The following is a 22,583-nucleotide window of genomic DNA, read 5'->3' as shown; positions in this document are numbered from 1 at the left end:
CGTTAGAGTTCAAAGGCTAGCTACCGACCGATTTGTATCCGTCCCCGAAAGCTGCATATAAGATCACCATCGACTGAGAGATGAATCCCTCCCACACCCGGAGACACATTTGAACCGCGAACAGGACAACAAGGACGACACGGACGACGAAGTCGTCACCCACGGCTGGGACGCCATCGACGCTAGCCTTGCCCCGCTATACGACAACCAGAAGCCTGAACACTTCGGTACCCTGGTCAGCCATCGCCTGGGCGGATCGGACCCGCTGGACGGCATCAGCGTCTACCGCCGCGACCTGCCTGTCCCGCACTGGCATTACGTGACGTATGGCTTCACCGAGCTGTATGAGAAGGAATCGGACGACCCGGAGACCAGCGGCTACGGTTTCGAACTGACGTTCAGGCTCAAGGCGACGGATGAGGAAATGACGGCCCCCAAATGGGTGCTTGCCTTGCTGCAGAACCTTGCCCGTTATGTCTTCAAGACGGGCAATGTCTTCAACCCCGGCGACTGGATGACCGCGAACGGCCCGATCGCGCTGGATACCGGAACGAAACTGTGCTCGATGGGTTTCGTCGCCGACCCCGAGCTGCCGCCGGTCGACTCGCCGAATGGAAGGTTCGCGTTCATCCAGGTAGTCGGCTTGACGGTCGAGGAAGAACGCGCCGCGAAGCAATGGAAAACGGCGCAGCTGCTGGAAGTGCTGCTGCCCCACATGCCATTGTGGATCACGGACCTGCATCGGTCCTCACTGCTCGATACCGAGGACGTCGCGTCGCAGGTCAAAGCCGGCACGGAGCGGGATGGTTCATCGAGCGGCTTCCTGTTTACCGACGTGCTGGCGGTGCAGCAACGCAGTCGGCTGCTGCGGTCCCCAGTGGCCGAGATTACGGTGGGCGCCCGCCAGGTTCAAGAGCTAGGCGCGCTGCTCGCTTTGCGACTACCTTTCGACCGGCCTTTCCTGCTCGCCGGCCCGGACTGGCGCCTGAGCTTTGAGCCGGGGCCGCAATGCGCCTGGCAGATCGACGACAACACGATGACGGTGACGATGGACGCGGATGGCGCACGCGAGTTCGCCCAAGCCGTGCGGCCACGGGAAGGGCGGTATCGTCTGACCGGTTTGCCGTCGCTGACCTGGAACGTTCAGCCGACCCTGATTCGCGATGCGAATGGCGACGTGGTTGAGAAGATCGGGTGATCAATCGAGGCGGGCGCTCGGACGTTGGTATGCTGCCCTTTTGCGAACGTCAGTAACCGACCAACAGCAGACGTTCGCTTTTTACTTTAGCAAAGATTTTCTTGTGATGATTTTCCCGTTTGAACCTCGCTCGACTGCATATCTACGGCAGGGGCAATACTGGAGTTTTCAGCTGAGTAATGGTCACTTCGTCTGCGGCATAGTCCTGGCTCGTACCACCTCCGAAGGAAAGCTGAATCGTTCCCTGTTTCTTGGCGGACTTTTGAATTGGTCCGGCGCCTCATTGCCGGCGCCTTCAAACTTAAAGAGCACACGGGTATTACAGAACGGGTTTATGCATATCCGTGCAATCCAACGCAACGGAGGCGAAGTACAAGGTGAGCTGCATGAAACTTGGGACGTGGAGTCAGAAGTGGAATACACGGGACTCACAACGAATGGTCCTCCAATTTGGGGTTATGCCTATATTCGTGCTTTAGCTGAAAAGCATTTTGGGGATAGTACGTGGAGCGACAAGCAGTTCCAATAGAGTTAGTCGTTCATAACCACGCGCTCGCTTAGGACGCGCGGAAGGTGAGGGGACTTGTCGCGCTGCCATCTCTGCCCGGCCAAACGAGATGCCAAACAGGAGTTTCATTGCACCCGGCACTTCCAGGGTGCGCCTTAGTTGTGCCAGGGCTGGCAGGGATGGTATTTCCAAGCTCAATCCGTTGTCCGCTGTGCACGAGCCAGACATGCGTATTGGATCAGTTCTTGTCCTTATAGGTGATGCGACCGCTCAGTTTGATCGTGCCTTGGCCCGTGCTGATGTCTTCAGCGCCGGTCATGTTACCGCCGCCGCTGGCCTTGCTGAATTTCCCCGTACCGCCTGTCACTTGGAACGTGGCGCCACTGAATACGAAATTCGACCCTACGCCCGTTGGAACAAACTGACCGCTATAGTCGGCGAAGATCTGGTCGCCGGCGACAGTGAGGATGATTAACTTGCCGGCGCTGAACGTAAACAACGTGCCGCTTTGGGTGATGCAATCATTGGCGATGAATGCCACCGGGCCGGTAAGGGCGCCGTCGCCACGCCCGATGGTTACGCCGCCGAACTTGGACGGACAGCGCAGCGACGGGCCAGGAATTTCCGTCAGCATGCCGTCGATTTCAATTGGCATAGTAATGGAAGAATCTGCCATCGACGCGCCGGAAACGGCGAGCCAAAGGGCGCCGGCAGCGATGCGCAGGGGCAATTTATTCATCGAGCATCTTTCGGGGAGGAGGGGTTCCCCATCATAAAACTTCATTGTGAAAATGACAATCAGATATTGTCTTTTTGTTGTTATTCCGCTCACCTGACCGTTCTGGTAACGGCTGCTTCGGGACGACTTTTGTCCGGCAGTGACAAAGCGTGAACCTTTCGCGCTGGCTGGCCAGCTGGGGACGGGGCCTGCGGCGCGGGCAAGGTTGCCGTTGATCCAACCGCCAGCGGCGGCACTGCGGTGGAGCCAGTCGGGATCGTACCGGTTGGCGTGGCGGCGGCTGGCTTCGCCGCCGCGATCAGTTCATCACGCAGCCGGCATGCTATTTTGAAAGTCTTGTCGCCCGGACGGCGGATGAATAAGTCCTGCCACGCATTGCGCGTCGAGCGCGCGAACGATTGCGCGAACTGGTTCGGCGACACCGCGCGGCCATCGTGAATGATCTGATCGCCTTCAACGCGAGCGTAGTTGTTTTCGCCGTAACTCCACGATTTCAACACGGTGCCTTCGGGAAGGAACAGCGATTTCCATTGATAGCCGTGCATGTCCTCAGGGTCCGCGCCGGGCGCGAATCTGGCCGGGTCTTCCAGCCAGCATTCGATGGCCTTCGTGATGGCTTCCGAAATGTCTTGCGAACCGCCACGGCGGCGCAGCTTTTCTATCAGTTGGAGCAGGGTGTCGGTGGGCAGCTGCACGGTCACTGTGGTATTCATTCGATTTTCTCCCCTATTTTGTTCTGCTTTGTCATATTTAGACCGGGAAGCGCGGCGACAGTTCAATCGCGGGGAAAATAGGGAAAAACAGGGCGAAAAATCGGGCTTTTGCTACAAGGAGCTGGGCGGCCTACCCATGTGCATACTGCCAGGGGAGCGCTATGGGATTCCCGCTCCCGCGTGAGGGACGAGGGGCGGCTGTGGGGCGGAAGCCGCCCGTCATCGTGACGAACGATCTAGTCCAACTTGGCTGCGATGTGACAGTGGAGCGGGAGGCAGGACTGCCCCCCCAGCGTCGAGCGGCGTCCAGCTGAACTCACAGAACGCTCATGCACATGATCGAACTCACCGCACCATGCACGGCATCTTGTTGTCGAACTTCCAGCCAAGGATCAGGTACTGCATGGCCACGCCGTCGTCGCGCGCGCCCAGGCCCATGCCGAGGTAGAGCTGGAGGGCGGCTTCGACCGCCTCCATGTCCAGCTCGACGCCGAGGCCCGGCTTGGCCGGCACCTTGACCATGCCGCCTTCGATCTTCAAAGGCTCGCGCGTCAGGTGCTGGCCGTCCTGCCAGATCCGGTGGGTGTCGATGGCGGTGATCTTGCCCGGCGCGGCGGCCGGGCGGCTCAAGCGGAGGCCCCGCATCTGGTCGCAATGTTCTCCAAGGAAGCGATGACACGGTGCCCGAACTACCCGGTACCCATGTTCCGACCTCCGGGCCCGGCGTGGCCCGCACATTGGCGCCGCACCATAACTTCATATGCGGCGTCGGGCCGGAGGCGGCCTCGATTACTCTTTGGCGGGCACGATCCGGGGACTTTCTGGTGGTCCCAAGTAACTTGGCCGCAATCCTCCCGCGTCGATGACAAGCCGCTGCAGCACAAGGCCGGGATCGAGCGACCAGAACTTCAACGTGTGCTTGCCGGGTTGGTCAACCCGGTGCGTCGTGACGAACTTCGCTACGCCGTCCGATACGATTTGGCGCCAATAATCTTCGGACTGGTCGGCGTGCACGCGGACTTCTTCGGGAAGGCCATCGTCGACCGACACCGCGTAGCGGAAGCCAGCGCCGGGTTGGAACTTCAGCGTCGGTGACAAGACCACATGCAGTTTCACCTCGCCCGCACTGAACAGATGGACGTCGTACTCGAGCCGCATGCCGTCCTGCACGGTGAGGGCCGGCGCCGTGCTGGGCATCGGCGTCACGCCGGACAGCGTCCGACCGTAGCCAGGGATCGTCTGCCACCGCCTGCCCACCGGCGCCAGCGCGCGGGTGTAGTGTTCTGCCTCGATGGCGATCACGCCGCCCGTTTCAACGTGGCCTTCCACGGCATTGCTGCGCGCATGCACCGGCACCTTAATCACTACATTGGCCTTGTCCGGACCGCGTACGGTAAGCTCCGCCTCCGTCAGGCCGGCCGGCACGGCATCCCAGTCGACATCGATGGCAATGCGGCGATCCTTGCCCACACGGCCGGCCGGCTGGCTGATCGTCAGCCACGACTGGCTGGCGGTAATCGTGTAATCGAACGGTGCGCCGCTCCGGTTGAACAGGTCGATATGGCGGGGCTTTCGTTCGTACCGGTCGAGCGCCGGCAGAACCAGCTGGCGGATCGGGAAGACGGGCCATGCGACGGGATTGCCGTCGACCGCCACGCCCATTCGGTCTGACGGATGAATGCCGTTCGGCGCCGCCAGCTGGCCAGGTTCGGGAATGCGCAGCTCGGACACGGCCGGCATCACATCGCGGTAAGGCTGGTCCCAGTTCGTGTAGCCGAAACGCGTCTGCGACATCATGTGATTCCACTTCCCTGCGCTGACGCCATGCTGGTACTGGCTTGCCAGTTCGGCGTCGTGCCGGAACAGCCGACGCACCCGCGCCGCCATATCGTTGGTGCTGACCCGTCCCTGGCGCGCGTAGAGCTGGTTGCGGCCGGCGGACACATAGAGATCCACCGCGTTGGCGGAGGCCCGCACCGGGTACTCCACGAGCTGGAAGTAGGCGTCGCGCATGGGCGTGGGCAGCGTCTTGCCAATGCGTTGCGCTTCCTCCGCTAACAGGGTGTAGTCGGCAACCACGCGTTCGGCCTCGTCGTAGTTCACGAGGCTGTAGGTATCCGGGGCCAGCTGTTCAGGCCGGCGGCGCGCATTGTAGCGGGTGTATTTGTCGACGATGTCGGCAATCCGGTGCGCGTGCCGCGTGCCGAATTCGCGGGCGGCCCACTGGCGCAGGTAGTCCGGAAGGCGCTCGGCGGGCCAAGCCGCCGGGTCCCATGCATAGGAAAGGAAAAATTCGGTCGGCACTTCCATCGGCTTCAGGTCGCCCACGTTGACGATCCACATCCGGTTCGCACCATACTCGTTCGCCAGGTTCATCTGCTCCCACACCTTGCCGATCTGGGTCACGTTCAGCCACTTGTAGGAGCGGGGCACGCCGACGTAGTCGAAGTGATAGTACACCCCGGCGCCGCCGCGCCGCTTGCGCTCCTCGGCCGTCGGTAGCCGGCGGATATTGCCCCAGTTGTCGTCGCACCAGAGCAGCAGCATGTCGTCCGGCACGCGCATGCCTTTTTCATAGTAGTCCTGTACTTCCTTGTATAGCGCCCACAACTGCGGAACCGTATCCGGCTCGCGCTGCCATTCGTTCCGGATCAGGTCGCGCTGGTCGGCGACGATGCGTTCGAGCAGCCCCACGTTCGCGCTGTCGGACATCGGTTCGTCGCCGTCGCCACGCATGGCCATCGTGATAACGCTTTCGTAGTTCCGCGTATTGCGCAAACCGCCGGCCCAGAACTCGCGTAGCGTGTCGCCATTTCGCTGATAGTCCCAAGGGCCTTTGCCATAGCGGTGCCATTCCTGCTGGGCTCGCATCATAGGCTCATGATGCGAAGTGCCCATGACAATGCCCATCGTGTCCGCCAACTCGCCATTGCCCTTGTCGTCGTCATAGAACGACGAATACCACATCGCCGGCCACAGATAATTCGCCCGCATGCGCAACATCAGTTCAAACAGTTTCTCGTAAAACTGCCGGTTGAAGCCTCCGAAGCGTTCCTTTGCCCAGTTGGTGAGCGCCGGTGCCTCGTCGTTCAGGAAAATGCCGCGGTATTGCACGACGGGCTTTTCCGCGACGTGCGTGGCGAGCGGAATGGTGAGCGAACGGTGGCGGGGCGTCGGCACGTCGGCCCACCAGTGCCACGGCGAGACGCCGATCTGTTCGGACAGCGTATACAGGCCATAGATCGTGCCGCGCTTGTCGCTGCCTGCAATGACCAGTGCGCGCTTCACGCCCGGCATTGGATCCACGACGGCCTGGATCAGAAAACCCTCCCATTGCCCGGCGAGGGTGGCCGTATCGATTTTTCCTTCCTTCGCCAGCCGGTCGATCACTGGATGCCGGCCCAGCGTGCCCGCGATGATGATGTCGCCCGCCATGGCCACGGTGTCCGTGCGCCACGCCGGGGTGGCGCCGCTGACCTTGCCGACATCACGTTGCAAATCGCGCGCCGCGCGCAGCACGCCGGGGAAATCGCCGGGCGAAACCAGCAGTGGCGCCGCGCGTCCGTCGGCGGCAACGACCACGCCTTCGCCGCCGTCCAGTTGCACAAAGCGGCCGGTGCCCAGCGCATGGGCTGCGGTGGTAGCCATCAGCCAAGCCAATGCCGCAAGCAGCCGGGCAAGCCGGGCAGGGCTGACGGCGCGGCGCCGGATCGCCGTGGAAGTAGCCGCCCACATCACCGCACCATGCACGGCATCTTGTTATCGAACTTCCAACCCGGGATCAGGTACTGCATGGCCACGCCGTCGTCGCGCGCGCCCAGGCCCATGCCGAGGTAGAGCTGGTGGGCGGCCTCGACCGCCTCCATGTCCAGCTCGACGCCGAGGCCCGGCTTGGCCGGCACCTTGACCATGCCGCCCTCGATCTTCAACGGCTCGCGCGTCAGGTGCTGGCCGTCCTGCCAGATCCAGTGGGTGTCGATGGCGGTGATCTTGCCCGGCGCGGCGGCCGCCACGTGGGTGAACATCGCCAGCGAGACGTCGAAGTGGTTGTTCGAGTGCGAACCCCAGGTCAGGCCCCATTCGTGGCACATCTGCGCCACCCGCACCGAGCCGCGCATGGTCCAGAAGTGCGGATCGGCCAGCGGGATGTCGACCGATTGCAGCTGGACCGCGTGGCCCAGCTCGCGCCAGTCGGTGGCGATCATGTTGGTGGCGGTCAGCAGGCCGGTGGCGCGGCGGAACTCGGCCATCACTTCGCGTCCCGAGTAGCCGTTCTCGGCGCCGCACGGGTCCTCGGCGTAGGCCAGCACGTGGTGCTGGTCGCGGCACAGGCGGATCGCGTCCTTGAGCAGCCAGCCGCCGTTCGGGTCCAGCGTGATGCGCGCATCGGGGAAGCGTTCGGCCAGCGCGGTGACCGCCTCGATTTCCTCCTCGCCCCGGAACACGCCGCCCTTGAGCTTGAAGTCGTTGAAGCCGTAGCGCTGGTACGCCGCCTCGGCCAGGCGGACCACGGCCTCTGGCGTCAGCGCGGCCTCGTTGCGCAGGCGCAGCCAGTCGTCGGCGGCGTCGGCCGGCGTGTCCGCGTAGGGCAGGGCGGTGAGCTTGCGGTCGCCGACGTAGAACAGGTAGCCGAGCATTTCGACGGCGTCGCGCTGCTGGCCGTCGCCGAGCAGGGCGGCGACCGGCACGCCCAGGAACTGCCCCAGCAAATCGAGCAGCGCCGCCTCGAGCGCGGTGATGGCGTGGATCGCCACGCGCAGGTCGAACGTCTGCAGGCCGCGGCCGCCGGCGTCGCGGTCGGCGAAGGCGCGGCGCGCCTGGTTGAGCACCGCGTTGTAGTCGCCCACGGCGCGGCCGACCACCAGCTCGCGCGCGTCCTCCAGCGTCTGCCGGATCGCCTCGCCGCCGGGCACCTCGCCCACGCCGCTGCGGCCGGCGCTGTCGGTGAGGATCACCAGGTTGCGGGTGAAGTAGGGGCCGTGCGCGCCGCTCAGGTTGAGCAGCATGCTGTCGCGGCCGGCGACCGGGATGACGCGCATGGCGACCACGCGCGGGGTGTCGTGGGCGGCGGAAGTGGTTGGGGATGGGGTCTGTGACATCTTGATTCCTGTTTTAGACGTGCTGATGATTGCGCTATCATTTGATCATACCGGCCGCCATGGGAAAATTCAACACAAATTTACATCTCTGCGGGGCTTTAAGCCCTGCATAAATGATTGAAAATGATGTGCTCATGTATAATCCATTGTTATGGATAACAAAAAAACCACCAAGCCGGCCGCCGGGAAGGCCAAGCCCGCCAAGCCGGCCGGTAAAAAAGTCGCCCGCAAGACGGTCAAACCGGCCAAGCCGGCCAAACCGGCCGACCGGGCCGATCTGCGCGTGCTGCACACGCCCACGGCCGACCTGAGCGTCAGCGGCGCGACCCTGATCGACGTCGCCAAGGTGGCCGGGGTGTCGCCGATCACGGTGTCGCGCGCGTTGAACCAGCCGCACTTGGTGCGCCCCAACACGGTGGCCAAGGTGCAGGAAGCGGTGCAGCAGACCGGCTACGTGAAGAACATGATGGCCGGCGCGCTGGCGTCGAACCGCAGCAAGCTCATTTCGCTGGTGCTGCCGACCATCGCCACGCCGATCTTCGCCGACATGGTGGAGGCGGCCAGCGACCGGCTGACGCAGGCCGGCTACCAAGTGCTGCTGGGCCTGTCGCGCTACGAGGCGTGGCGCGAGGAGGTGCTGGTCGAGACCATCCTGAGCCGGCGGCCGGACGGCGTCATGCTGACCGGCACGCTGCACACCGATATCACCCGGCGCCGCCTGCAGCTGGCGCGCATTCCGGTGGTCGAGGCGTGGGACATGTCGCCGTCGCCGATCGACATGGTGGTCGGTTTCTCGCACGAGGGCGTGGGCCACGCGCTGGCGCGGCACTTGATCGAGCGCGGCTACCGGCGCATCGCCATCCTGTCGGCCGACGATCCGCGCGCCGAGCGGCGCAACCAGGGCTTGCAGGCCGAGCTGGCCAGGCTGGGCGTGGCCGTGGCGGCGGTGCAGACGATGCCGCCGCCGACCACGATGCAGCTGGGCCGAGAGGGTCTGGCGCGGCTGCTGGCGCTGGCGCCGGACATCGACGCCGTGTACTGCAGCTCGGACACGCTGGCGCACGGCTTGATGATCGAGGCGATGAGCCGCGGCTTGAAGGTGCCGGAGCAGTTGGCGGTGATCGGCTTCGGCGACTTGAGTTTCGCGGCGCACACGTATCCGCCGCTGTCGACGGTGCGGGTGGATGGGCGCAACATCGGGCTGGTGGCGGCGCAGGCGATACTCGACCGCATCGATGGCGTGGGCGGCGAGCAGACGGCGGCGTCGCGCGTGTTCGATACCGGTTTCGAGCTGATTCAGCGCGGTAGCACCTGAACACGCCGCGATACCACGGAGGCACGTAGGGCGGATTAGGCGGAACGCCGTAATCCGCCATTGCATGCGCCGTCGAAACGCGTGCATGGCGGATTACGCTGCGCTAATCCGCCCTACGTGTTTCCACGGTGTTTTCAAGGTGTCTTAATGCCCCAGGCCCGCGTTCCAGCGCAGCTTGAACACCGTCCAATGCGCCAGCAGCTTGTTCAACAGCGGCAACGCCAGCCCATGGCTGCGCGCCACCTTCTGCTGCATCGCCAGCGCCGGCGACGGCGCGCCGCCCTTGACCGCGAACAAAATCCTGTTATTCCCGGCGATGCCGCGAAACCAGCATATCCTTCCCTGGAACGCCTGCCGCAGCCGCCGCAGCATCGCCCCATAATTCGGATCGTAACTGAACACATTGGCCACCAGCACGCCGCCGGGCCGCAGCGCGCGGCGGCAATCGGCGTAGAAGGCGGCGCTGCCCAGCTCGGGCGGCAGGCCGGCGGCGTCGAAGCCGTCGACCAGCAGCACGTCGACCGTGCCGCGCAGCTGGCGCATGTGGCGCGCGGCGTCGGCCTCGATGACGCGGAAACGCGCATTGTCGCGCGGGATGGCGAATTGCTCGCGCAGCGCGATGACGTCGGCGCTCAGCTCGAGCACGGTGATGCGGCTGTGCGGCAGGTAGCGGTAGCAGAACTTGGCCAGCGAGCCGCCGCCCAGGCCGACCATGACGATGTGCTCCGGCCGCGGGTGGAACAGCACAAAACACATCATCGCGCGCGCGTAGCTGAGCACCAGCTGGTCCGGGCGCGACAGCCGCATCTCGCTCTGGATCATGCCGGGCTCAAATTCAAGCGAACGCTTGTCGCCGCGCGTGCGGACCAGGGGGAGCGGGGTGGGTGGCGTCAAGATTTGTTGTCTTGTGGATTTACGGTGGCGATTTATAGTAGCATGCCGGTCCGGCCGCGCCCGGGCTTGACCACCGTCCGGGCGGAAAAACGCCGCGATTGTGTCGCCGGAGGTCACGGCCGCCATGCTTGCATTTACAGACGGAAAAATAATAGGTACATTGACGTTAGCACCGGCCAGCCCCTTGGCTGCCATCTTGGAGAGAGACGATGTTTTTAGATCACCCTACGCTTACCGCCACCAACAGCTTAACCGAACCCGACCGTATCGAGCGGCTGACGCGGGTCTACGGTTACGTCGTCGCCTTGGCTGACGTGGCCGGCAAACCGACTTTCATCGAGAAGGTCAGCCAGCTGCACGACCACAAGGGTACGCTGATCGTGTTCTGGCACGACGCCCCGACCGAGGAGGAAAAAGTCTACTTCACCCAGGCGTGGGCCAGCAAAATGGGCGACGGCAGCACCAACGTCGAGCACGAGGTCTGACCAGCCCGCGGTCATGGACATAAAAACCCTGGTACTGGCGCTGGCGCTGGGCAATCTGAGCCTGTGCGCGGCGCTGTTCTTTTCCGAGCAGCAGGGCGGCGCCGCCGGGCGCACCGCCACCTGGTCCAGGGCCAAGCAATTCCAGGCGCTGGCCTGGGGTCTGCTGTACCTGCGCGGCACCTTGCCCGATTTCCTGACGATCCCGTTCGCCAACGCCTTGCTGTTCACCGGCTTCGCGCTGGACGCGGCCGCGCTGTGGGAGCAGGCCGGCCGCCGGGTGTGGCGCCGCTACCTGGTTCCGATGCTGGCGGCGGCCATCGTCATCTTCGTGTGCGCCTGGCTGCTCGACACGCCGGCCCCGCGGCGCATCGCCATCACCTCGGTCGTCATGGGCTTGTTCTTCGTCGCCGGCGCCGCCGCGCTGGGACGCGGCTGGTCGGCCGGGACCCTGCTGCGCCGCTATCTGGTGGTGGCCATGCTGGTGCTGGCGCTGGCCGTGGTGGCGCGCGGGCTGCTGTCGGTGGCGCTGCCGGACGGTTGGGGCTGGGTCAGCCCGGCGCTGATCCAGAGCGTCGGCATCGGCGCCCTGTATTTGATGATGCTCAGCAACGCCTTCGGCTACCTGCTGCTGGGGCGCGAACAGCTCGACGGCGAGCTGGCGCGGCTCGAGGTGCTCGACGCGCTGACCGAGGTGCCCAACCGGCGCGGCTTCTACCAGGCGCTGACGCCGTGGATGGCGCTGGCGCGCCGGCCCGGCCTGCCGACCGCGTTGATCATCCTCAACCTGGACCATTTCAAGCGCATCAACGACGACTACGGCCACGCGGTGGGCGACATGGTGCTGGTGGCGATGGTCGACGTGTGCAAGAAACAGCTGCGCGACAGCGATTTGATGGGGCGCCTGGGCGGCGGCGAGTTCGCCATCCAGCTGCCGCGCACCGCGCAGGACGACGCCATGATGGTGGCCGAGCGGATCCGCAACGCCATCGCCCTGTTGCCGGTGAAGGCCGAAAAAGCCGTCATCAACATGACCGCCAGCCTGGGCGTGACCACCATCCGCGCCGACGACAGCGCCGTGAGCCTGTTCAAGCGCGCCGACGAGGCGCTGCGCGAGGCCAAGGCGTCGGGCCGCAACCGGGTGGCCGAGGCGCAGTCGCCGGTGGGCGCGCTGGAGGCGTAGGCCGCGTCCGATAGCGCACTCAAGCGCGGGCGTCATCACGCTGTCATAATGCGGGCATATCGTGGTGGATTTTCGTAACCGTGTAAATCGTTTAGTTTGATTCCGGTCGGGTCCGGGCCAACGCAAGCCTTGGTTGCCGTTTGCACAGAGAGGCTTTCATTTATGTACGCAGCAGTAGATTTGGGTTCCAACAGTTTCCGCCTCCACGTCGGCAAGCACGACGGCGATGCGATCCGCGTGCTGAAAAGCGTGCGCGAACCGATACGCCTGGCCGCCGGGCTGGACGACAAGGGCAATTTGACGCCGGCCGCCATGCAAAGCGCGCTGGCGTGCCTGCGCAACTTCCGCGCCGTGCTCGACGGCTACAAGCTCGATGGCGTGCGCGTGGTGGCGACGTCGGCCATGCGCGTGGCGCGCAACGCGGCCGCCTTCCTGCCGCAGGCCGAACTGGCCATCGGCCACCCGATCGAGATCATCTCCGGCGAGGAGGAAGGCCGCCTGATCTACATGGGCGTGTCCAACGCGCTGGCCACGCCGGGCGAGCGGCGGCTGGTGATCGACATCGGCGGCGGCTCGACCGAGTTGATACTGGGGCGCGGCCAGGAGATCGAAAAGGTCGAGTCGTTCAGCGTCGGCACGGTCAAGCAAAGCCTGTCGTTCTTCGTCGGCGGCCGGGTCGACGCGCCGTCGTTCGAGGCGGCCATCCTGTCGGCGCGCAGCCATTTCGAGGACGCCGCGCCGCCATACCGGCCGCAGTTCTGGAAGCAGTGCTACGGCTCCTCGGGCACGGCCCGCACCATCGCCGACATCATCGTCAAGAACGGCATCGGGCGCGAGGTCAACGCCGCCACGCTGGCCGCGCTCAAACAGCGCTTCATCGAATTCGGCCATGTCAGCAAGATCGAGATGGCCGGCCTGCGCCCGGACCGCGCCGGCACCATCATCGGCGGGCTGGCGATCCTGATCGGCCTGGTGCGCGAACTCGATATCCCGGTGGTGCAGCCGATCGAGGCCGGCCTGCGCATGGGCGTGATGTGGGATTTGCACCTGCGCTCGACCAAGCGCGATCGGCGCGAGCAGTCGGTGCAGGCCTGCCTGCAGAGATTCCACGTCGACGAGCGCCGCGCCAACCGCGTGGCCGACGACGCGCTGGCCTTGTACATGCAGACCAAGCCGGCCACCGAGGAGTACACGCGCCATCTGTACTGGAGCGCGCTGCTGCACGAGGTGGGGCTGGTGGTATCGCAGACCGGCTACCACAAGCACGCCGCCTACATGATCGAGAACGCCGACCTGCCGGGCTTCACCACCCGCGAGCAGAAGGTCATGAGCCGCCTGATCCTCGCCCACAAGGGCAATCTGCGCAAGGTCGCCGAGGTGCTGGCCGAGCCGGATTTCGCCAAGGCGGTGGTGGCGCTGCGGCTGGCGGTGCTGTTCATGCACTCGCGGATCGACATCGATTTCAGCCTGATCAAGCTGCGCGTGAAGAACCGCATCGAGCTGGAGATCCGCCGCGAGTGGGTGGCCGAGCATCCGACCTTGTCGTACTGGCTGGAGAAGGAACAGGAGAACTGGGACGAAGTCGGTGTGGATTTCACCATCCGCACCAGCGGCTAGAGCACACGGGAGACGCCGATGACCGACCGCACAAAACACCACCCGGCCGCCGGCGCCTCGCTGGCGCTGGCATTGGCATTGGCGTTGCCGTTGCCGGCGCAGGGGGCCGACCAGCGCAAGGAAGTCGTCACCCTGTGCTTCGAGGCGCAGGACGTGCTGCCGTGGCGCACCGAGAAGGGCGGCGGCCTCAATTTCGCGCTGCTCAAGATGGTCGAGCAGCGGCTCGACATCCGGTTCGATTACCTGAGCATTCCATGGAAGCGCTGCCTGGCGCAGTTGAAGGCCAACGCCGTCGACGGCGCCTTCGCCGTCAGCTACAAGCCGGATCGGCGCGAACTGGGCGAGTACCCGGGCGGCGACACCCCGGACGTGAGCAAGCGCATGCACGTGGACCGCTACGTGGTGCTGCGCAAAAAAGGCAGCAAGGTCGAATGGGACGGCAAGGCCTTCCACAATCTGGACGGGCCGATCGGCTTTCAGCTGGGGTATTCGGTGGGCGACGTGCTGCGCGCGCAAAACCTGGAGGTCGACGAGGGCAGCCAGCGCGCCGTCGAACTGGCCCGCAAGCTGATCGCCGGACGGGTGGCGGCGGCCGCCGTCGGCGGCAGCGACGCCGGTGGCCTGATGCGCGGCCCGCTCAAGTCCGAGCTGGAGCAGCTGCCGATCCCGATCATCGAAAAACCGTATTTCCTGATCCTGTCGCACGCGATGGTGGCGGCGCGCCCGCAGCTGGCCGAGCGTATCTGGCGCGCCGTCGAACAGGCCCGCAACAGCGCGGCGTACAAAAAACTGGAGCAGGCCGAAGGTGGCCATCATTGATACCGGGCGCTCCGCCGCCGCCAGCGACGCCGCCGTCGACGCGGTGTTGATGCGCGGCCGGGGGCCGCTGGCGCGGTTGCGCGGCGCCTGGCGCGGCAACATCTTCCTGCGGCTCGGGTTCGGCATCTTTTTCGCGCTGGCCTTGTCGACCGCGATCTACACCACCTACGTGATGCAAACGCTGCACACCGAGGCCGAGCACAATCTGCGCGAGCGCGCCGAGCGCCTGACGGCGGTGCTGTCGCAGGCGCTGGCGCGGCCGCTGTTCGACATCAACAGCGCGGCCGTCTCCAGCGTCGTCGACGCCTCCGGGGCGACGCCGGAAGTGCTGGTGCTGCGCGTGCTGGCGCCCAACGGCGCCGAAATGGCCAGCTACGTCTCGCCGCTGCGCGAGCCGGTGGCGGCGATCCACGTGCGCCGCGACATCAGCTTCAACGACGCGCGCCGCACCTACCAGCTGGGGTCCATCGAGCTGGCCTTCTCGCGCCAGAAGATGGACCAGGACCTGCGCCGCCGCATCGTCGACACGGTGGCCGCCAACCTGCTGCTGGCGCTCGGCATCGGGCTGTCGATTTTCCTGGTCGGACGGCGCGCTGCGCGCCCGTTCGCCGACATCCAGGCCAGCCTGGAAAAGCTGGCCCACGGCGAGACCGACATCAAGCTGTCCGGCATCGGCCGCGAGGACCAGGTGGGCCGCATGTCGCACGCCGTGCTGCGCTTCCGCGACACGCTCACGCGGCTGCGCGACGCCGAGCGCGAACTGCGCGACCTGAACGCCGATCTGGAAATGCGCATCAGCGAGCGCACCCGCGAGCTGACCGAGTCGATGCTGATCGCCGGCGAGAGCGAGGCCAAGCTGCAGACCATCGTCGACACGGCGCTCGACGCGGTGGTGCGCACCAATCCGGAAGGCTCCATCGTCGGCTGGAATACCCAGGCGGAGCGGGTGTTCGGCTGGAGCCGCGCCGAGGCGCTGGGGCGTGAGCTGGACCAGACCATCATCCCGCCGCGCTTCCGCTACGACCATCACCGCGGCATGCGGCGCCATTTGGCGGGCGGCGGCGGCGGCGTGCTCGATACCCGCATCGAAGTGTTCGCGATGCGCCGCAACGGCGAGGAGTTCCCGATCGAGCTGTCGATCACCAAGGTCACCACGGACGCCGACGGCGGCTACGAGTTCTGCGCCTTCATCCGCGACATCAGCGCGCGCCGCGAGCGCGAGCAAAAGCTGGTCACCGCTAACGCGATGGCGGAGGCGGCCAACATCGCCAAGTCCGAATTCCTGGCCAATATGAGCCACGAGATCCGCACGCCGATGAGCGCCGTGCTGGGCATGGCGTATCTGGCGCTGCGCACCGAGATGACGCCCAGGCAGCACGATTACATCAGCAAGATCCACATGGCGGCGCTGTCGCTGCTGGGGATCATCAACGACATCCTCGACTTCTCCAAGATCGAGGCCGGGCGGCTGGAGCTGGAGGCGATCCCGTTCCTGCTGGACGATGTGCTGGCCCATGTCTCGAGCGTGACGGCGCAGCGCGCCGCCGACAAGCAGCTCGAATACGTGATCGACGTCGCGCCCGGCGTGCCGCGCTATCTGGTGGGCGATCCGCTGCGGCTCGGGCAGGTGCTGATCAATCTGGTCAACAACGCCGTCAAGTTCACGCCGGCCGGCTCGCTGGCGCTGCGCTGCGACGTGATCGGCGCGGCCGGCGCGGCCGGCGCGGCCGGCGACAAGGCGCGGCTGCGCTTTGCCGTGCGCGACACGGGCATCGGCATGACGCCGCAGCAGAAGGCCAAGCTGTTCCGCGCCTTCATCCAGGCCGACGGCTCGACCACGCGGCAGTACGGCGGCACCGGCCTGGGATTGTCGATCTCGCAGCAGCTGGTGCGCCTGATGGGCGGCAATATCGAGGTCGAGAGCCAGATCGAACACGGCTCGACCTTCCACTTCGAGGTGGAGCTGGCGGTGTCCGACGCGGCGGCGCTGGCGGTGCGGGCGGCGGTCTACGAGGGCCCGGTGGCCGAGTTGAAGCTGGACGCGTCGCCGCGCCGCACCGCGCGCGTGCTGCTGGCCGAGGACAGCGCGGACAACCAGGACGTCACCCGGGAGCTGCTGGCCTTGCAGGGGCTGGACGTGGAAGTGGTCGGCAACGGCAGGCTGGCGGTGGAGCGGCTGCTGGCTGCCGGGCCGCACGCCTACGATCTGGTGCTGATGGACCTGGGCATGCCGCTATTGGACGGCTACGAGGCGACGCAGCTGCTGCGCGGCGATGGCCGCTTCAATGAGCTGCCGGTGATCGCCGTGACGTCGCACGCGCTGGCCGACGTGCGCGCCCGCTGCCTGGCCAACGGCATGCAGGACTATGTCACCAAGCCGATCGACCCGCAGCGGCTATACCGGGTGCTGTCGCGCTGGCTGGGCATGTCGATGAAGGTGATTCCGCCGTTGCCGCCGCGCGCGGAGCCGCGCGCCGTCAGCGTGGAGGAGGCGCGCCGGGCGATCGGCGAGCTGCGTGGCCTGCTGGCGGAGTTCAGCGGCGAGAGCCTGGATTATTTCGAAGGCGTGCGCGCCAGCCTGGCGACGATATTGTCGCCGCAGACCATGGGGCGGCTCAGGCACCATATGGAACAGTACGAGTTTGAAGCGGCCGGCAAGTTGCTGGCGGCGGTGGCGGATAAAGACGAGGAATAAGGAGGTGCCATGAACACGAAAGCCGATGACAGGCGAACGGTGTTGATCGTAGACGATACCCCGGACAACCTGACTTTGATTGCCGGTCTGCTCAAGGACCGGTACAACACCAAGGTCGCGACCAGCGGCGCGACGGCGCTGCAGATCGTCGCCTCGGCCAAGGTGGACCTGATCCTGCTCGACATCATGATGCCGGACATGGACGGCTTCGAGACCTGCCGCCGTTTGAAGGCCGATCCCGCCAGCAGCGCCATTCCCGTGCTGTTTTTGACCGCCAAGGGGCAGGCCGAGGACGAGGTGATGGGCCACAAGGCGGGCGGCGTGGACTTCCTGCGAAAGCCGGTCAGTCCGCAGTTGCTGTTCGCCCGGGTCGCGGCACATTTGCGATAGCGCAAGCAAAATTTACGTAAATGATATATATTGTTTATATTGTTGATTAATTGGAGTAGATATGAACAAGCCCGTAAACGGTCTGGCCAACGGAAAAGCGCCAGCAACCAAAGCCGCCGCCAAGCCTGCCGCCGAGAAAATCGCCGTCAAGCCGGCCGCCAAAGCCGCCGCGAAACCTGCCGCCGCCAAGCCTGCAGCCAAAACCACCGCGGTGAAACCGGCGGCCAAGGCCGTTGCCAAACCAGCGGCCAAGCCGGCCGCCAAGCCTGCTGCGAAGCCAGCGCCCAAAGCCGTTGCCAAGCCGGCGCCCAAGGCTGCCGTCAAAGCCGCCGCCGTCAAAGCCGCTCCTAAAGCGGCGGCCACCAAAGCCGCGCCGAAAGCCGCTCCAAAAGTTGCTCCAAAATCGACGGATGCGGCTTCCAAGACGGCAGCCGCCAAGCCAGCCGCGCCGGAGGCCGCCAAGGACAAGGTCCGCAAGGAAAAGCTGGTGCGCGACAGCTTCACCATGCCTGAACAGGAATACGCGGTGCTAAGCCAGGTCAAGAAAGCCTGCCTGAAAGCCGGTTTCGAGATCAAAAAGAGCGAATTGTTGCGTATCGGCGTGGCGCTGATCAGCCAGATCGACATGGCGACTTTGCAAAAAGTGCTGTCCAGCCTGCCGCAGCTGAAAACCGGTCGTCCAAAGAAAGACTAACTTAAAAACAACACTTGTGCGCATGTCACGGAACTGACATTAAGTTGTCATTTCCTTGAAGTATTCGGCCGGTACGCTTGCTTCGTCTTCCACAGAAAGGATGAAGCATGCAAACCTCGATCATACAAGCGGACGTCCGAGCGACCTCCGGCAAGCTGGTGCTCAGTATGGCAAGCACGCCCGAAGAACTGCGTGAAGTGCAGCGCCTGCGCTACAAGGTTTTCATCGAAACGATGGGTCTGAGTTCGCTGGTGCGCGCCGATGGCCTCGACAGCGACGAATTCGATGAGCATTGCGATCACCTGATCGTGCGTGACGCCAACACGCTCAAGGTGGTGGGCACCTACCGCCTGCTGAGCGCGGCGCGCGCCCGCAAGATCGGCCGCGTCTATTCGGAGGGCGAGTTCGATCTGGGCCGCCTGAACAACCTGCGCGGCCGCATGGTCGAAGCGGGGCGTGCCTGCATCCATCCCGACTATCGTGGCGGCAGCGTCATCATGCTGCTGTGGTCCGGCCTGGCCGAATACATGCGCCGCGAGAACTGCGATTATCTGGCCGGCTGCGCCAGTATCAGCCTGGCCGACGGCGGCCACAATGCCGTCGCCGTGTTCCAGTCGCTGATCGGCCAGCACATGGCTCCTTCCGAATACCGCGTCACGCCGCACCTGCCGTTCCCGTTCTCGAAGCTGGAGGCGGCGCAGAAGCCGCAGATCCCGCCGCTGCTCAAGGGGTACCTGCGTTCGGGCGCGTGGATTTGCGGCGAACCGGCCTGGGACCCTGATTTCGAAAGCGCCGACTTGTTCCTGCTGCTGCCGCTGGCCAATCTGGATGGGCGGTATGCGCGGCACTACGGCGTGGCCAACGAGCCGCTGGCGGCGTGATGCGGCGCTGATTGTCTTCTAAGGCGCATCTGAAACACTTCTAAAACACGTAGGGCGGATTAGCGCAGCGTAATCCGCCGTGCATGCGTCTCGACGGCGCATGCAATGGCGGATTACGGCGTTCCGCCTAATCCGCCCTACGTGGATCAGTGGTATTTTCCCGCCCCGTGTAAAATAGTCCATTTACGGGGCTGCGGCAATGAAGTTGGACAGTGAACCAGAACGCGCGGGATTCCAACTGCGCTCCGCCGTGCGTCATCGCGGCACGGCGCCGCAGGACGCCTCCGACACCAGCGACAGCGTCGCCGAGGAAGCTCCGGTGGCGCTGGTGATCAATGGCATATCGCATGCCGTCATGATGGTCACGCCGCGCGAACTCCAACCCTTCGCCATGGGCTTCGTGCTGACCGAAGGCCTGGTGGCCAAAGCCGCCGACGTCTACGACATCGAAACGCGCGAACACGCGCGCAGCTTCGAGGTGGAAATCACCATCGCCCAGGAAAATTTTGTGCAGCTCAAGCAGCAGCGCCGTTCGATGGCGGGCCGCAGCGGTTGCGGCGTGTGCGGCATCGAGAGCCTGGAGCTGCTGGACCTGAAGCCGGGCCGCATCACGACGCCGGCGCTGCATGACGAGGCGTCGCTGCCGCCGGCCATCGCGCGCGCGGCGGCGCAGCTGGGCGGGCACCAGCAATTGATGCGGGCCACCGGCGGCGTGCATGCCGCCGCCTGGTGCGACGCCAGCGGCGCGGTGCTCAAGGTCTGCGAGGACGTGGGACGCCACAACGCGCTGGATAAATTAATCGGCCACCTGGCGCTGGACGGCGTGGACATGCGCGCCGGCTTCGTCTTCATGTCCAGCCGCGCGAGCTATGAGCTGGTGCGCAAGGCGGCGCGCATGAATATTCCGATGCTGGCGACGATCTCCGCCCCCAGCACGCTGGCGATCGATGTCGCCAGCGAGGCTGGGATCAAGCTGGTGAGTTTTTGCCGTCAGGATGGCTGCGTCGAGTACACCTGAGCAGCCCTATTCGGCGGCCGACTGGTCCGCCGACAGCGACAACAGCACCGGGATCGATTTCGACGTCGGCGTGCCGGCGCCGTCGGCCGTGCTGTGCAGCGGAATCAGGCCGTTCGTCTCCGGGAAGTAGGCGCCCAGGCAGCCGCGCGGAATGTCGTACTCCACCAGCACGAAACGCTCGGCGCGCCGTTCGACATGGTCGTCCCACACGCTGACGATGTCCACATACTGGCCGTTGCGCATGCCCAGCAGCGCCAGGTCGTCGCGGTTGATGAATACCACGCGGCGCAGCCCGAACACGCCGCGATAGCGGTCGTCCATGCCGTAGATGGTGGTGTTGTACTGGTCGTGCGAACGCGCCGTCATCAACACCATCAAACGCTCGCCGTGGATGGCGCGGGCGCGGTGGATCGGCGTGTCGGTGTCGACCGCGTGCACCACGAACTGCGCCTTGCCGCTGGCGGTGCGCCATTCGCGCTCGCGCGAGGCCACCTTCAGATGGAAGCCGCCCGGCTTGGCCACGCGCGCGTTGAAGTCGTAAAAGTCGTCGAACACCTTGGCGACGGCGTCGCGGATGGCGGCGTAGTCGCCGGCGTAGGCGTTCCAGTCGACTTTACCGCTGCCCAAGGTGGCGTGCGCCATGCGGGCGACGATCGCCGTCTCCGACAGCAGGTTGTCCGACGCCGGCTGGTTCATGCCGTACGACAGGTGCACCATGCTCATCGAATCCTCCACCGTCACGCCCTGCGGCACGCCGTTTTGCATATCGATCTCGGTGCGGCCCAGGGTCGGCAGGATCAGCGCTTCCTTGCCGACGATCAGATGGCTGCGATTGAGTTTGGTGGCCACGTGCACCGTCAGGTCGCAGGCGCGCAGCGCGTCGAAGGTGAGGGGCGTGTCCGGCGTCGCCATGGCGAAGTTGCCACCCATGCCGAAGAAGACTTTCACTTTCCCGTCCAGCATGGCCTGGATGCTGTCGACGACGTCGTAGCCGTGCTGGCGCGGCGGCTCGAAATCGAAGACCTTTTGCATGCGGTCGAGGAAGGCCTTGGTCGGCTTTTCCTCGATGCCCATGGTGCGGTCGCCCTGCACGTTGGAGTGGCCGCGCACCGGGCACAGACCCGCGCCCTTGCGGCCGATATTCCCGCGCATCATCATCAAATTGGACAGCATCTGGATCGTCGCCACCGCGCCCTTGTGCTGGGTCAGGCCCATGCCCCAGGTGCAGATGACGTTTTTGCCGTTGATGTAAACCTCGCTTAGCTCCTCGATCTGCGCGCGCGGCACGCCCGATTCGGCGACCAGCTGGTCCCAGCTCTGCGCGCGCAGGTCCTGCGCGAACGCCTCGAAGCCGCTGGTGTGGTCGGCGATGAAGGCGCGGTCCAGCAGGCCGGCCTGGCCGGCGGCCATGGCCTCGTCGTCGCGTTCGACCAGGCGCTTGGCCAGCGCCTTGATCAGCGCGAAGTCGCCGCCCAGCGTCGGCTGCACGAACATGGTGCTGATGGTGGTGCTCGAATTGGTCAGCATCTCGAACGCGTGCGCGGGGCTGGTGAAGCGTTCCAGCCCGCGCTCGCGCAGCGGATTGATGGAGACGATACGCGCGCCGCGCCGGGCGCAGTCGCGCAGCTCGCCGAGCATGCGCGGGTGGTTGGTGGCCGGGTTCTGGCCGAAGATCAGCAGCGTGTCGGCGTGCTCGAAATCCTCCAAGGTGACCGTGCCCTTGCCGATGCCGACGGTGCCCGGCAGGCCGCGGCTGGTCGGCTCGTGGCACATGTTGGAGCAGTCCGGGAAGTTGTTGGTGCCGTACATGCGCACGAACAGCTGGAACAGGAACGCCGCCTCGTTGCCGGTGCGGCCGGAGGTGTAGAACGCGGCCTGGTTCGGATCGGGCAGCGCCTTCAAATGGCAGGCGATCAGCGCGAAGGCGTCGTCCCAGGCGATCGGCAGGTAGGTGTCGCTGGCGCGGTCGTAGACCATCGGATCGGTCAGGCGGCCGTGCTGTTCCAGTTGGTAGTCGGACTGGCGCAGCAGCTCGGCGACCGTGTGGGCGGCGAAAAACGCCGGCTTGACGCGCTTGCTGGTGGCCTCGGCGGCGACGGCCTTGACGCCGTTCTCGCAAAACTCGAAGGTCGACGCGTGCTCGCGGTCCGGCCAGGCGCAGCCCGGGCAGTCGAAGCCGTCCGGCTGGTTTTGCTTGAGCAGCGTCTTGAAATTGCCGCCGCTGACCTTCTCGCGCACCAGGTTGATGGCCACCTGCTTGAGCGCGCCCCAGCCACCGGCCGCGTGCTGGTAGGGCTCGATGTGGCCGTCGGGTTTATCTTTTTGCATGTTGCTTTCC

General features: G+C 65.1%; 18 protein-coding genes and 1 pseudogene. 12 read left to right on the top strand and 7 right to left on the bottom strand.

What is annotated here, in order from left to right; translation table 11 throughout:
• Positions 1 to 109: 109 nt before the first annotated feature.
• Positions 110 to 1,198 (top strand): suppressor of fused domain protein, encoded by a 1,089-nt coding sequence (locus JOD97_RS15275; RefSeq protein ID WP_209719268.1) that lies wholly within the window; start codon positions 110 to 112, stop codon positions 1,196 to 1,198.
• Positions 1,170 to 1,727 (top strand): hypothetical protein, encoded by a 558-nt coding sequence (locus tag JOD97_RS15270; protein ID WP_209719265.1) that lies wholly within the window; start codon positions 1,170 to 1,172, stop codon positions 1,725 to 1,727. The genes JOD97_RS15275 and JOD97_RS15270 overlap by 29 nt, the downstream gene beginning before the upstream one ends.
• A gap of 217 nt (positions 1,728 to 1,944) precedes the next feature.
• Here JOD97_RS15270 and JOD97_RS15265 read toward each other — a convergent pair whose 3' ends face one another.
• From JOD97_RS15265 to gudD, 5 genes and pseudogenes are all read right to left on the bottom strand, one after another.
• Positions 1,945 to 2,445, bottom strand: a complete 501-nt coding sequence (locus tag JOD97_RS15265) for a hypothetical protein (RefSeq protein ID WP_209719262.1) — start codon at positions 2,443 to 2,445, stop codon at positions 1,945 to 1,947.
• Between the two features lie 89 nt (positions 2,446 to 2,534).
• Positions 2,535 to 3,158: a ribbon-helix-helix domain-containing protein gene (locus JOD97_RS15260; RefSeq protein ID WP_209719259.1), complete on the bottom strand. Its 624-nt coding sequence runs from the start codon at positions 3,156 to 3,158 to the stop codon at positions 2,535 to 2,537.
• A 345-nt stretch (positions 3,159 to 3,503) separates the two neighbouring features.
• Positions 3,504 to 3,776 (bottom strand): annotated as a pseudogene (locus JOD97_RS15255) (enolase C-terminal domain-like protein); the annotation flags it as partial.
• Positions 3,777 to 3,947: 171 nt separating this feature from the next.
• A complete protein-coding gene (locus JOD97_RS15250) occupies positions 3,948 to 6,806 on the bottom strand; it encodes a glycosyl hydrolase 115 family protein (protein ID WP_209719256.1) in 2,859 nt (952 codons plus the stop codon).
• 86 nt (positions 6,807 to 6,892) lie between these two features.
• Positions 6,893 to 8,257 (bottom strand): glucarate dehydratase, encoded by a 1,365-nt coding sequence (gene gudD / locus JOD97_RS15245; RefSeq protein ID WP_209719253.1) that lies wholly within the window; start codon positions 8,255 to 8,257, stop codon positions 6,893 to 6,895.
• 151 nt (positions 8,258 to 8,408) lie between these two features.
• Between gudD and JOD97_RS15240 the strand changes: the two genes are divergently transcribed.
• Positions 8,409 to 9,572: a LacI family DNA-binding transcriptional regulator gene (locus tag JOD97_RS15240; protein ID WP_209719250.1), complete on the top strand. Its 1,164-nt coding sequence runs from the start codon at positions 8,409 to 8,411 to the stop codon at positions 9,570 to 9,572.
• A 144-nt stretch (positions 9,573 to 9,716) separates the two neighbouring features.
• Here JOD97_RS15240 and JOD97_RS15235 read toward each other — a convergent pair whose 3' ends face one another.
• Entirely contained in the window at positions 9,717 to 10,394 is a 678-nt protein-coding gene (locus JOD97_RS15235) for a fused MFS/spermidine synthase (protein ID WP_209720450.1), read from the bottom strand.
• Between the two features lie 281 nt (positions 10,395 to 10,675).
• Between JOD97_RS15235 and JOD97_RS15230 the strand changes: the two genes are divergently transcribed.
• From JOD97_RS15230 to fdhD, 9 genes are all read left to right on the top strand, one after another.
• Entirely contained in the window at positions 10,676 to 10,951 is a 276-nt protein-coding gene (locus tag JOD97_RS15230) for a hypothetical protein (RefSeq protein WP_209719247.1), read from the top strand.
• A gap of 13 nt (positions 10,952 to 10,964) precedes the next feature.
• A complete protein-coding gene (locus JOD97_RS15225; protein ID WP_209719244.1) occupies positions 10,965 to 12,131 on the top strand; it encodes a diguanylate cyclase in 1,167 nt (388 codons plus the stop codon).
• Positions 12,132 to 12,293: 162 nt separating this feature from the next.
• Positions 12,294 to 13,748, top strand: a complete 1,455-nt coding sequence (locus tag JOD97_RS15220) for a Ppx/GppA phosphatase family protein (protein WP_209719241.1) — start codon at positions 12,294 to 12,296, stop codon at positions 13,746 to 13,748.
• Positions 13,749 to 13,766: 18 nt separating this feature from the next.
• The gene (locus JOD97_RS15215) at positions 13,767 to 14,567 is read left to right on the top strand and encodes a transporter substrate-binding domain-containing protein (RefSeq protein ID WP_209719238.1); all 801 of its coding nucleotides are present in this window, start codon (positions 13,767 to 13,769) and stop codon (positions 14,565 to 14,567) included.
• Positions 14,554 to 17,262: an ATP-binding protein gene (locus JOD97_RS15210; protein WP_373999867.1), complete on the top strand. Its 2,709-nt coding sequence runs from the start codon at positions 14,554 to 14,556 to the stop codon at positions 17,260 to 17,262. Before JOD97_RS15215 ends, JOD97_RS15210 begins: the two co-directional genes overlap by 14 nt.
• A 9-nt stretch (positions 17,263 to 17,271) precedes the next feature.
• A complete protein-coding gene (locus tag JOD97_RS15205) occupies positions 17,272 to 17,652 on the top strand; it encodes a response regulator (RefSeq protein WP_209719235.1) in 381 nt (126 codons plus the stop codon).
• Positions 17,653 to 17,713: 61 nt separating this feature from the next.
• Positions 17,714 to 18,346: a hypothetical protein gene (locus tag JOD97_RS15200; RefSeq protein WP_209719231.1), complete on the top strand. Its 633-nt coding sequence runs from the start codon at positions 17,714 to 17,716 to the stop codon at positions 18,344 to 18,346.
• Between the two features lie 107 nt (positions 18,347 to 18,453).
• Positions 18,454 to 19,227, top strand: coding sequence for a GNAT family N-acetyltransferase (locus JOD97_RS15195; RefSeq protein ID WP_209719228.1), 774 nt, complete (start codon positions 18,454 to 18,456; stop codon positions 19,225 to 19,227).
• Positions 19,228 to 19,426: 199 nt separating this feature from the next.
• A complete protein-coding gene (fdhD, locus tag JOD97_RS15190; protein WP_209719226.1) occupies positions 19,427 to 20,245 on the top strand; it encodes a formate dehydrogenase accessory sulfurtransferase FdhD in 819 nt (272 codons plus the stop codon).
• Between the two features lie 6 nt (positions 20,246 to 20,251).
• Here the strand turns inward: fdhD and JOD97_RS15185 are convergent, their stop codons facing one another.
• Positions 20,252 to 22,573, bottom strand: coding sequence for an FdhF/YdeP family oxidoreductase (locus tag JOD97_RS15185; RefSeq protein ID WP_209719223.1), 2,322 nt, complete (start codon positions 22,571 to 22,573; stop codon positions 20,252 to 20,254).
• Positions 22,574 to 22,583 lie beyond the last annotated feature (10 nt).

This window comes from Duganella sp. 1411, assembly GCF_017833525.1.
Taxonomy (GTDB): Bacteria; Pseudomonadota; Gammaproteobacteria; order Burkholderiales; family Burkholderiaceae_D; genus Rugamonas.
The sequence above is the reverse complement of the archived record's forward strand: the minus strand, read 5'-3'. Positions and strand labels throughout refer to the sequence as shown.

Excerpts from the sequence above, each read along its gene's own strand:
- JOD97_RS15235 (WP_209720450.1), bottom strand. The coding sequence starts at position 10,394 with ATGATCCAGAGCGAGATGCGGCTGTCGCGCCCGGACCAGCTGGTGCTC.
- gudD (WP_209719253.1), bottom strand. The coding sequence starts at position 8,257 with ATGTCACAGACCCCATCCCCAACCACTTCCGCCGCCCACGACACCCCG.
- JOD97_RS15205 (WP_209719235.1), top strand. The coding sequence starts at position 17,272 with ATGAACACGAAAGCCGATGACAGGCGAACGGTGTTGATCGTAGACGAT.
- JOD97_RS15195 (WP_209719228.1), top strand. The coding sequence starts at position 18,454 with ATGCAAACCTCGATCATACAAGCGGACGTCCGAGCGACCTCCGGCAAG.
- JOD97_RS15225 (WP_209719244.1), top strand. The coding sequence starts at position 10,965 with ATGGACATAAAAACCCTGGTACTGGCGCTGGCGCTGGGCAATCTGAGC.
- JOD97_RS15200 (WP_209719231.1), top strand. The coding sequence starts at position 17,714 with ATGAACAAGCCCGTAAACGGTCTGGCCAACGGAAAAGCGCCAGCAACC.
- JOD97_RS15185 (WP_209719223.1), bottom strand. The coding sequence starts at position 22,573 with ATGCAAAAAGATAAACCCGACGGCCACATCGAGCCCTACCAGCACGCG.
- JOD97_RS15265 (WP_209719262.1), bottom strand. The coding sequence starts at position 2,445 with ATGAATAAATTGCCCCTGCGCATCGCTGCCGGCGCCCTTTGGCTCGCC.
- JOD97_RS15270 (WP_209719265.1), top strand. The coding sequence starts at position 1,170 with ATGGCGACGTGGTTGAGAAGATCGGGTGATCAATCGAGGCGGGCGCTC.
- JOD97_RS15250 (WP_209719256.1), bottom strand. The coding sequence starts at position 6,806 with ATGGCTACCACCGCAGCCCATGCGCTGGGCACCGGCCGCTTTGTGCAA.
- JOD97_RS15215 (WP_209719238.1), top strand. The coding sequence starts at position 13,767 with ATGACCGACCGCACAAAACACCACCCGGCCGCCGGCGCCTCGCTGGCG.
- JOD97_RS15230 (WP_209719247.1), top strand. The coding sequence starts at position 10,676 with ATGTTTTTAGATCACCCTACGCTTACCGCCACCAACAGCTTAACCGAA.
- fdhD (WP_209719226.1), top strand. The coding sequence starts at position 19,427 with ATGAAGTTGGACAGTGAACCAGAACGCGCGGGATTCCAACTGCGCTCC.
- JOD97_RS15260 (WP_209719259.1), bottom strand. The coding sequence starts at position 3,158 with ATGAATACCACAGTGACCGTGCAGCTGCCCACCGACACCCTGCTCCAA.
- JOD97_RS15240 (WP_209719250.1), top strand. The coding sequence starts at position 8,409 with ATGGATAACAAAAAAACCACCAAGCCGGCCGCCGGGAAGGCCAAGCCC.
- JOD97_RS15220 (WP_209719241.1), top strand. The coding sequence starts at position 12,294 with ATGTACGCAGCAGTAGATTTGGGTTCCAACAGTTTCCGCCTCCACGTC.